The organism is Pedobacter sp. UBA5917, assembly GCF_002432345.1.
In the GTDB taxonomy this organism is placed as follows: Bacteria; Bacteroidota; Bacteroidia; order Sphingobacteriales; family Sphingobacteriaceae; genus Pedobacter.
Genome location: NZ_DJDT01000234.1, coordinates 1 through 10,662 on the forward strand (window position 1 = coordinate 1; position 10,662 = coordinate 10,662).

9 protein-coding genes are annotated in these 10,662 nt (G+C 39.4%); 5 read left to right on the plus strand and 4 right to left on the minus strand.

The features are described 5' to 3' along the window. Positions 1 to 74: 74 nt before the first annotated feature. The gene (locus B2V92_RS15625; RefSeq protein WP_113948304.1) at positions 75 to 1,199 is read right to left on the minus strand and encodes a CofH family radical SAM protein; all 1,125 of its coding nucleotides are present in this window, start codon (positions 1,197 to 1,199) and stop codon (positions 75 to 77) included. A 131-nt stretch (positions 1,200 to 1,330) separates the two neighbouring features. Between B2V92_RS15625 and B2V92_RS15630 the strand changes: the two genes are divergently transcribed. The 4 genes from B2V92_RS15630 (at position 1,331) to B2V92_RS15645 (ending at position 4,729) form a co-directional block, all read left to right on the plus strand. Beyond that, positions 1,331 to 1,558, plus strand: a complete 228-nt coding sequence (locus tag B2V92_RS15630; protein ID WP_293309775.1) for a DUF433 domain-containing protein — start codon at positions 1,331 to 1,333, stop codon at positions 1,556 to 1,558. Next, positions 1,555 to 1,917 (plus strand): DUF5615 family PIN-like protein, encoded by a 363-nt coding sequence (locus B2V92_RS15635; protein WP_293309777.1) that lies wholly within the window; start codon positions 1,555 to 1,557, stop codon positions 1,915 to 1,917. Before B2V92_RS15630 ends, B2V92_RS15635 begins: the two co-directional genes overlap by 4 nt. 303 nt (positions 1,918 to 2,220) lie before the next feature. Then, positions 2,221 to 3,465 (plus strand): M16 family metallopeptidase, encoded by a 1,245-nt coding sequence (locus B2V92_RS15640; protein ID WP_293309779.1) that lies wholly within the window; start codon positions 2,221 to 2,223, stop codon positions 3,463 to 3,465. Further along, a complete protein-coding gene (locus B2V92_RS15645; protein WP_293309781.1) occupies positions 3,458 to 4,729 on the plus strand; it encodes a M16 family metallopeptidase in 1,272 nt (423 codons plus the stop codon). Before B2V92_RS15640 ends, B2V92_RS15645 begins: the two co-directional genes overlap by 8 nt. A gap of 87 nt (positions 4,730 to 4,816) precedes the next feature. Here B2V92_RS15645 and B2V92_RS15650 read toward each other — a convergent pair whose 3' ends face one another. The 3 genes from B2V92_RS15650 to B2V92_RS15660 are packed head-to-tail and all read right to left on the minus strand — an operon-like array spanning position 4,817 to position 9,001. After that, entirely contained in the window at positions 4,817 to 5,098 is a 282-nt protein-coding gene (locus tag B2V92_RS15650; RefSeq protein ID WP_293309783.1) for a pyrimidine/purine nucleoside phosphorylase, read from the minus strand. 1 nt (position 5,099) lies between these two features. Further along, positions 5,100 to 6,995, minus strand: coding sequence for a DUF3857 domain-containing protein (locus B2V92_RS15655; protein ID WP_293309785.1), 1,896 nt, complete (start codon positions 6,993 to 6,995; stop codon positions 5,100 to 5,102). Further along, on the minus strand, positions 6,995 to 9,001 hold the full coding sequence (locus B2V92_RS15660) for a DUF3858 domain-containing protein (protein ID WP_293309787.1): 2,007 nt from the start codon (positions 8,999 to 9,001) through the stop codon (positions 6,995 to 6,997). The genes B2V92_RS15655 and B2V92_RS15660 overlap by 1 nt, the downstream gene beginning before the upstream one ends. A gap of 305 nt (positions 9,002 to 9,306) precedes the next feature. Here B2V92_RS15660 and guaB point away from each other — a divergent pair. Beyond that, positions 9,307 to 10,662: IMP dehydrogenase (gene guaB, locus B2V92_RS15665; RefSeq protein WP_293309789.1), on the plus strand; the 1,356-nt coding region annotated here is incomplete at its 3' end.

Below are 10,662 nucleotides of genomic sequence, written 5' to 3' on the forward strand. Positions count from 1 at the left end.
CTTTTGTGTCAACTTATTTCAGAACTAGACACATATAAAACAAAAAGCCTTTTTAAATAGAGGCTTTTTGTTTTCTAATAAGTAATCACCTGTTCTTCCAAATGCTCTGGCAAATCCCTGTAATTGTATTTTTGTCCTCGTAACTGTGGTTCGAAACCTGCAGCCTTGATTGATTGCTGAATACCATTTGCGGTAAAACGGTGTGGCGCACCAGCAGCCGATACTACGTTTTCTTCGATCATGATTGATCCGAAATCGTTTGCACCTGCATGTAAACAAAGTTGGGCAGTGGTTTTTCCAACGGTTAACCAGCTGGCCTGAATATTTTTAATATTGGGCAGCATAATGCGGCTCAGGGCAATCATACGGATATATTCATCAGCGGTTACATTGTTGCTGATTCCGCGAAGTCTTTTTAATAACGTACCATCATCCTGGAAAGGCCATGGAATAAAGGCCAAAAATCCATTTGCATCAGCAGGTTTTTCGCTCTGTACCTGACGGATCCAAACCAAATGTTCGAAACGCTCTTCGATGGTTTCAACATGGCCGAACATCATCGTAGCAGAGGTGGTGATATCTAACTGGTGACAAGCACGCATTACATCCAGCCATTCCTGTCCGCCGCATTTACCTTTAGAAATTAAACGCCTCACCCGGTCATTTAAAATTTCGGCACCGGCACCTGGTAAAGAGTCCATTCCGGCTTCTTTTAAAACCTTTAATACCTCGGTGTGTGTCATCCCTTCCAATTTGGCCACATGCGCAATTTCGGGCGGACCTAAAGCGTGAAGTTTTAAATCGGGATATAATTCTTTCAATTTTTTAAATAGATCGGCATAAAAGGCCAGACCTAAATCGGGATGGTGACCTCCCTGTAATAACAATTGATCGCCTCCCAAACGGAAAGTTTCTTCAATTTTTACCTTATAGGTTTCGATATCAGTAATATAACTTTCGTCGTGACCAGGTCTGCGGAAAAAGTTACAGAATTTACAGTTGGCGATGCAAACGTTTGTGGTGTTTACATTACGATCAATCTGCCAGGTTACCTTGCCGCTGGGCACCTGGATTTTTCTTAGCTCGTTGGCTACAAACATCAAAGATGCTGTATCGGCATGGTGGTATAGGTATACGCCTTCTTCTTGTGAAAGAAATTCAAAATTTAAGGCACGTTTTAATAAATCTGCAGTTTGCATATACAAATGTAAATAAAACTGGGCTGTTGGATGTTAAAAGCAATGATAAAACTTTAATTTAACAATTGGGCAACAATTAATTTGTAGGTAAGTTGGTACATTATAATTATATTTGAAATAAGCAGAAAATTATGAAACATTTAGATAGAATTACCTTGAACCCTGATCAAATGGGGGGGAAGCCTTGTATCCGCGGACTCAGGGTAACTGTGGGTACCATTATAGGTTTATATGCTTCAGGTTTGTCGGCTGCAGAAATTATAAGTCAATATCCCTATCTTGAAGAGGAAGACCTTCTTCAGGCACTATCTTATGCTTCGTGGCGTTCAGAAGAAATTGAAGTTCCTGTTGCGGTTTGAAAATATTAATTGATATGAATCTGTCGCCTGAATGGGAGCAGGTTTTTGATAAAAATAATATACAGGCAGTACACTGGACGAAAATTGGAGCTTTTAATGCACCGGATGCAGATTTAATGAATTGGGCGAGAGATAATGAACATATTGTTTTTACGCATGATCTTGATTTTGGTACTGCACTTGCGCTTTCCAAAGCCGAAGCGCCGAGCGTAATTCAGGTACGCACACAGAATGTTACGGTTAAGCATCTTGAAGCTTTAGTTATTCCAATATTTAAAAAATATAGTAATGTTTTAAATAAAGGTGCACTTATCATTATTGACGAGCAAAAGGAAAGGGTTAGGATCCTACCACTTTGAATATAGCAGTTCAAGAAAGTCATCTCCATCATCACCTGGGTGCATAATTGTTTCCCGCAGATTACTGTGATGCATGCAGAGGTCATTTTCCATCCTACATTACCCATCTTACATTTTCCATTGCATAATTGTTTCCCGCAGATTACACCGCTGCGTGCAGAATTCGTCTTCCGTCATCCATTATCCATCTTCCATCATCCATAAGCCCCTTAAATTGTCCATCATTTGCCATTTTACGTTCTCCATCATTTTCCATCTTGCGTTTTGGCTTAAAATAATATCTTTACGGTTCTAAAATTAGATATGGTAGATTTTAATCGTTTTACACTGGCCAATGGGTTAAAGGTTTTAGTACATGAAGATGCTACAACCCCAATGGCAGTTTTAAATATTTTATATGATGTGGGTGCCCGTGATGAGGACCCTGAAAAAACCGGTTTTGCACACCTATTTGAGCATTTAATGTTCGGTGGATCGGTAAATATTCCAAGTTATGATGAGCCTTTGCAAAGGGTAGGCGGCGAGAACAATGCTTTTACCAGCAATGATATTACCAATTATTACATTACACTGCCTGCCGAAAATATAGAAACAGCATTTTGGTTGGAAAGCGACCGCATGCTGAGTCTTGCTTTTTCTGAAAAAAGTTTAGATACACAGCGGAATGTGGTATGCGAAGAGTTTAAGCAACGTTATCTTAATCAGCCTTATGGCGATGTTTGGTTAAAATTGCGTCCTTTGGCTTATAAAAAACATTCTTACCGTTGGGCAACCATAGGAAAAGAGCTTTCGCACATTGAAAATGCCACGATGGATGATGTAAAAGCATTTTTCAAAAAACACTATACACCACAGAATGCCATTTTGGTAGTGGGTGGAAATGTAAAAACAGAGGATGTTAAAAAACTGGCCGAAAAGTGGTTCGAACCTATCCCGGCAGGAGAAAAGTATAACCGTGATTTAGTTCAGGAGGCACCGCAAACGGAAGCGAGACAGGAAACAGTTAAAGCAAATGTGCCCTTAAATGCAATTTATATGGCTTTTAAAATGCCGGGGCGTTTAAATGATGATTATTATGCTTTCGATCTGTTATCGGATATTTTATCGCGCGGACAATCTTCACGTTTATATAACAGCCTGTTAAAGGAACAACAGCTTTTTAGCGATATCAATGCCTACATCTCAAGCAGTTTAGATCCGGGTTTATTTATTGTTGAAGGTAAATTGATAAAAGGTGTTACGGTAGCAACTGCAGAAAAAGCAATTTGGGCCGAACTGGATAAGCTAAAAGCAGAACTGGTTTCCGATATCGAGCTAACCAAGGTAAAAAATAAGGTAGAATCGGTACTGGTTTTTTCAGAAATGAGTTTATTGGATAAAGCCATGAATTTAGCCTATTACGAACTACTGGGCGATGCTGCTTTATTGAACAATGAAACTGAAGCATTTTTAAAAGTTGGAGCAGAAGATATCAAGCGTATTTCTAACGAAGCTTTTAACCCTAATTCATCATCAACTTTATATTATTTAACTGAAGAAAATGCTTAACAGACAACAGGCGCCTGATTTTAAGCAGGTATCGACTATAAATTTTATCCAGCCAGACAAAAAGGTGCTGGATAACGGTGTTCCCGTTTTTACCATTTATTCTGGCGAGCAGGACCTGGTACGTATCGAATTTATTTTTGAAAACGTAAACTGGAAACTCGAAAAACCCTTACAGGCCATAGCGGTGAGCACACTGATCAATAACGGAACGAATAAATTAACTTCAAAGGAAATAGCTGAACAGATTGATTTTTACGGTGCCTTTTTTCAAACAGAATATGTGCAGGATCAATCGCTGGTTACGCTGTATACTTTAAATAAACACCTGCATTCGGTACTGCCGATTGTTAAGGATGTTTTATCGGCCAGCCAGTTCCCACAGCACGAACTTGATATTTATATCCAGAACCAGAAGCAAAAACTTCAGGTAAACCTAAAAAAGAACGATATTCTTTCGAGAAAGGAATTTGCCCATGCTTTATTTGGCGACACTGCTTATGGCGTAAATATAAAAGCTGAACATTACGATGCATTAAAACGCGAAGACCTGATCGAGTATTTTAAAGCTGCTTATGCGCCGAATAACTGCACTATTGTAGTTTCAGGAAAGTTTGACGATGCAGCTTTTAACTTGCTGAATGATACTTTTGGACAGGATTGGGAAAAAAGCAATGCGGTAAAAAACAGTTTCAACTTCACCGCAACAGAAAAAAAGGTGATTTATACCGAGAAACCGGAAGCGTTACAATCTGCGATCAGGATCGGACAATTGGCCATTAACCGCAAACATGAAGATTTTTCGGGACTCCAGATTTTAAATACGGTTTTGGGTGGCTATTTTGGATCGCGTTTGATGAACAATATCCGTGAAGATAAAGGCTACACTTATGGCATTGGTTCGGGTATTTCATCGTTACAACAGGCTGGTTATCTTTTTATTGCCACCGAAGTAGGAGCAGATGTTTGCGCTGCGGCTTTAACAGAAATTTATAAGGAAATTGATATCCTGAAAAATGAACTGATCGGCGAAGAGGAACTCAACCTGGTTCGGAATTATATGTTGGGATCGATGTTGGGTAGTTTGGAAAATGTGTTCTCACATGCCGATAAGTTTAAGAATATTTATTTCTCGGGCTTAGACTATGCTTATTATGCCAAGTATATTGAGACCGTGAAAAACATTACTGCTCAAGAGCTACTGGCATTGGCCAACAAATATTTCACTACAGAGCATTTTACGGAAGTAGTGATTGGGAAGAAGTAAATAAGGACACAAAAGGTCGTCATTTCGAGCGGAGTGCAACGGGCGCTCCACTGCGTTTCGGTCGAGATGACGGCCTTTAAAGTTTAGCTACCTATACTGGCATAAATATGCCGTTTGTACAGCTGCTTTAACTTTGAATGATGCATTTGCAGGTACTTCGAAGTTACTGCCCGCTTTGATGGTTTGCCAATCAGAACTTTCGGGAAGCAGTGCTTCCAGTTCACCTTCTATCACGTGCATAATTTCTTTTTGGGCCGTTCCAAAGGTGTACTCTCCCGGATTTATAATCCCAACGGTCGATTTTCCTTCGGTGGTTTCGTAACCCAACGATTTTACATCGCCATCAAAATATTGATTTTCAGTAATCATATTATAAGGTTTTTGCTAAAACGGCCTTTTGTTTATCGGCCTGGTAAATCTTTTTATAAAAATCGACGTATTCACCATATTTTTCTGGTGCATACTTTTTATTGTTCATGGTTTGTGTACGGTTATACACAATGATATTGTCTTTTACGCTAAATTTTGCTGTATACGATCCAAATTCTGAGGTAATGGTGATGTCTTTTGGTAAAAACTCTACGTTATAACCCTTAGGCAGGATGTAACTGATTTCATCATCATCATTATAACCAAAAGGAACAGCAAAATAGGTCTTCCGGTTTTCTACTTTAAGCGGAACACTTTCGCGGCGGTTAATCTGGTTGACCACCAAAAATAACTTGTCGCCTCCCTTGGTTAATATCGGGTTGGTTTTAAAATGGATCTCTTCCGTAAGCACGGGCACCGTTTTATCGGGCTGTACATATTTGTAACTCGTTAACTCTGCTACAGGGATCGGGCTATCTTCGATAATTTTTTTCCTAAGTTCAACAGGCTCCATGAGTGTCATCGAGAAATTTTCTTCAAACTGGGCATTACCGTAAGTAGATCTGATTTCCGAATTAGCAGTACCATCTTCGGCCAGGGTAATTTTTGTTTTTCTGATCTGATAATTCTCTTTTGGATTATAGGCTGGGGTATGCACAATTTTTCCGCCGGTTTCGGTAACCATCAATACATTCCTGTCCGAATTGCTGTAACCCACAAAGCCCATCGGTTTGTACTGGCTTGTACATTCTAAAAAGGTGGTATCTTTTGCCATTGGTACACATAAAATCATGTGGTTTGCCTGCCCCATGCTCGAATAATTAGGGTTTAAGCTTGGCATATCGTTTCCGATTACAATTAAATTTGAGGCTATGCCCGCTTCATTAAGTAGGGCTTTCATGTAATTAGACAGTGCTTTACAATCACCATAGTTTACCTGTGCTACTTTTTCGGCCAAAATAGGTCTAAAACCACCAATTCCCAATTGAACGCTTACATAACGGGTATTCTGCTGCAAGTGGTTATATAATATCCTGATTTTTTCTTTAGGTGTTTTGGCATCTTTAATCAAATTCTGCACCATTATCTTGGTGGCTTCCGGCAATTTGTTTCCTCCCTGGTTCAGGTTATATAACCATGAACCGAAATTTTGCCAGTTATCGAAATTTCCTGATGAACCATCGTACTCGAACTGGTTAGGGGAGGCTTTAACCCATGCTGAAACATTATCTATTCCTGTACTTAAAGGCTCGCTGGCAATAGCGGCAACATTGGCGCTTTTCCATTTATACTGCACCTTTTCCCCTACAATTACCGAATCCGTAGGTAGATTACGGCTGGTAAGGTAGCGCATTTTATAGTTTTTTGCCTTTTGAATAGTGTAGGCCGATTTTTCTACCGATACGCCAAAACCTTTAATATCGCGCCACGAGGGAAAAGAAAGCAATCCATTATAATCATGGCTGTAACTATATTCTATTGTATAGGGATAATTTACACTTACGAATTTCAAAAGTTTTAACCTGTTATCCTCAAATATCGAGAAATCCGAGATCAGGCTCTGGTCTTTAATATCGGAACTCTTATAATCCTTAACTTTTTTACCATTACCATCGTAAAGCGTGGCTTTGATATTGTAAATGCTGCTGAATTTATCATAAACCTCGGCCATTTCACCGTATTCCTCACCGGCCTTGTTCAAAATGGTTATGGCCACCTTGTAATCCATTCTTGCAGCGCCCAAACCTTTTACATCAAAAAAAGATTCTTCATTCCTGATCACCACAACAGCATCTGTTTTTAGGTTTTCGGGGATTTTGGCCACATCATAATCTGTTTGTGCAAATGCACTGCCCATTGCCAGTAGACCAAGTGCTAAACTTAAATAGTATTTCATTAGCCTTTCTTTTTAAATACAATCTGCTCGGCCTGTTTTTCTACCACAGCTTTAAACAATTCTTTTAAATCGAAATACTCTTCCGGGGTATAAAATGATTTATTAACATTAATGGTACTTTTTACCATAAGGGTTTTGCCCTCTGATATGTAGTTGATGGTGAACGTGCCATTTTCTTCCGGAAGTTTGTAAATACCGCCTTTTGGAAGTTTGTCAATCTCGTATTCTTCAGGGAAATTTACCGTAATGCGGTAACTTTCTTTAAATGGATAGGCAAAATCAACAGGGAATTTGCGTTCCTCCAATTTGAACAGGTTTTCTTTTGTCCGCTCGAAAAGGAGAGGGGTAAAATATACCAGGTTGCCTGCTTCTTCTACATTGTCCTCAATCACTACATCCATGCTTTCGCTTAGCAGCTCATCAAGGTTATCCAGGTTGTCTATTTTATAGGCAGAAACTTCCAAACCGGTTTTATCTTTCTTGAAACCTTTGATAAATTCGGTTTCGTTATTGGTTTTGCGGTATTTATTACGCAGGTTTAAAGCTGAATATCCTTTTGAATACTGGTTGATTTTTCCCGATAGTTTATGCTCTTTATCGAGCACCATATTGTACACAAAAATCTTTTCACTTGCAATACTAGGTTCAGTAGAAAGCCATTTTCCATTGAAGGTTTTGAAATCAATATAATACCCCTGGTGGCTCAGGTTTTCATAATCCAGCATCCCTGCAGGCAGATCCTTATCGGTAGCATCGAGGAAATACAGTTGGTTCCCAATCTGTGTAACAGCAATAACATTGTTAAATGCCGATATCAATGGATAACCGGGATGCATCCCATTTTCCCTTGTGCTGATCAGCACCGGATAAGCTTCGATTTTTGCCTCTTTTAATAAGCTTAACAGCGCCAGGTTGATATCGCCCGATGAACCGGTTTTCTTTTCGAAGAGGGTTTTAGGATTGGTTCCATCCGAATATTTCGAATAGTGTTTATCCCATTTTACATTGTTTTTAACGTAGTTTAAAATAAGTTTAACAGTTGCCAGTGTATCTTTTTCTCCTTTTAAAATGCCCGGAAGCACCGATTTTGCGTAGCTGTTTTTATTGATATATGCGCCAAAGTTTTCATCCTGTGCCAGGTCATTGATGATTTTGGACCATGAGCCATTGTAATCGCGGTAAACATCGCCAGGGAAGTTGGTTGCCCTTAGCTCAAATTCAATTTTTGGATTGTAATCATCCATTGTGGTAACATAGGGTTCATCCTTTAAAGCCGGAATATTGGCCACGCAATATTTATCGTATACTGCGTTTGAGCTTACACCGGGTATGTATGATGCATTCACATTTTGGTGGAGCGGGTGATCTACCTGGTAATAACCGCTCATATTGATTTTATAGTTGAAATATTCCGGTATCCTCACATTATATTCCGACCAGAGTGTTGGAACACTGGACTGGAATTTCCAGCCCCTCAGGGTAAAAATAAAATCTGATTTGATCCTGTACTTAAATTCGATGATCGATCCTTCTTTTACATTTGGAAGGGCAAATTTTTTGATCACATAGTTTTTATTAAACTCCTCGGTAAATTTGGCGTCCTTGTTTAGTTTACTCGTTACCATTTTGCCATCAACCATGTTATAGGTTGCCGCATCCATGTAGTTAAGGTCTTCTTTTGCCGATCCGCTGCTTTTGTACAGCTCTACCTTAAAATTCGCCAGGTCATAACCATTTTTGTTCAGGATCTTATAACGGATGTGCCTTTCGAAAACATAGATAAAACCGCTTGAAGAAGGACTGATTTCGAAATAACATTCGCCTACATCAAACAATTTAATGGCTGAGGCTGAAGAATCCCGACCTGAAACTTTCGTTTCAAATTCTGCAGGGGCAATTTTTCCGAATTTAAATTCCCTTTTTACATTTTGGCCCGTTTGGGCATAGAGATTTCCAATCCCAATGCAAAGCATTAAGATCAGAAATTTGAGAGCATTTTTCTGCATTATATAAATAGTTTATTGGTTAGTGCAATTATAAATACAATCTTTCAATTTTAGAAATAATCGAAACTTTATAACCCGTTTATTAAAGGTCTGTTTTTTGATATCCAGCTTTTAATGATCTTGTTATTTAAAGTCTAGTCCAAATAAATCATATACTTCCTTTCTTTCAAGTAGAAAATGTTCGAGCCGCTTTTAACACAATTGTCAGACAAGCTCAATATTTAAGCATTTTTATCATTATGCTTTTATTTTCGTGTTATTTCCGTATCTTTGCCTGGCAAATAATAAATCCTAATTTATTTGCTATGCAACTCGATTCCACAAAATTTATTGCCACAGGTTTAACTTACGACGATGTACTTTTGGTACCGGCATATTCAGAAATTCTGCCCCGTGAAGTAAATACATCCACTTTTTTAACCAAAAAAATCAAACTTAACGTTCCGTTGATTTCTGCAGCAATGGACACTGTAACAGAAGCTGAGCTTGCCATTGCCATTGCACAGAATGGTGGTATCGGCATGTTGCACAAAAACATGACTATTGAAAGACAAGCTGCTGAGGTACGTAAGGTAAAACGTTCTGAAAGTGGTATGATCCAGGATCCTGTTACCCTATTGGAAACAGCTGTTGTGGCCGATGCTTTCAAAATTATGAAAGAGCACAAAATAGGTGGTATCCCGGTGGTAAGCAGCGATAATAAATTGGTTGGTATTATTACAAACAGGGATCTGCGCTTTCAGAAGGATATGAAAAGACCTGTTTCAGAGGTAATGACGAAAGAAAATTTAATCATTGCACCAGAAGGCACTACTTTGGTACAGGCAGAAGAAATTCTTCAGAACCATAAAATCGAGAAGCTTCCGGTAGTAAGTAAAGATGGTTACCTAAGCGGTTTAATTACCTTTAAAGATATTTCGAAAGTTAAAAACTATCCTGTTGCCTGCAAAGATGAGCGCGGGCGTTTACGCGTAGGCGCAGCGGTTGGTGTAACTGCCGATACCATTGAAAGGGTTGACGCTTTGGTTGCAGCAGGCGTTGATGTAATTACCATCGATACCGCCCATGGTCACTCGAAAGGTGTGGTTGATAAATTAAAAGAAGTTAAAGCAAAATATCCTGATTTACAGGTTATTGTTGGTAATATTGCTACCGGTGCTGCTGCAAAATTCCTTGCCGAAGCTGGTGCTGATGCCGTTAAGGTAGGTATTGGCCCGGGTTCTATCTGTACCACCAGGATTATCGCCGGTGTTGGTGTTCCCCAATTATATGCTGTTTACGAATGTGCCAAAGCATTAAAAGGTACCGGTGTACCAGTTATTGCCGATGGTGGTATTAAACACACTGGCGATATTGCCAAAGCAATTGCCTCGGGTGCAAGTACGGTAATGGCAGGTTCGTTATTTGCCGGGGTAGAAGAATCACCTGGCGAAACCATCATCTACGAAGGACGTAAATTTAAATCGTACCGTGGTATGGGATCTATCGAAGCCATGGAACAGGGCTCGAAAGACCGTTATTTCCAGGATGTAGAAGATGATATTAAAAAACTGGTTCCCGAAGGTATTGTAGGTCGTGTACCGTTTAAAGGTACTTTGGCCGAAGTAATGTATCAGTACATTGGCGGTTTACGTGCTAGTATGGGCTATTGTGGAGCAGCC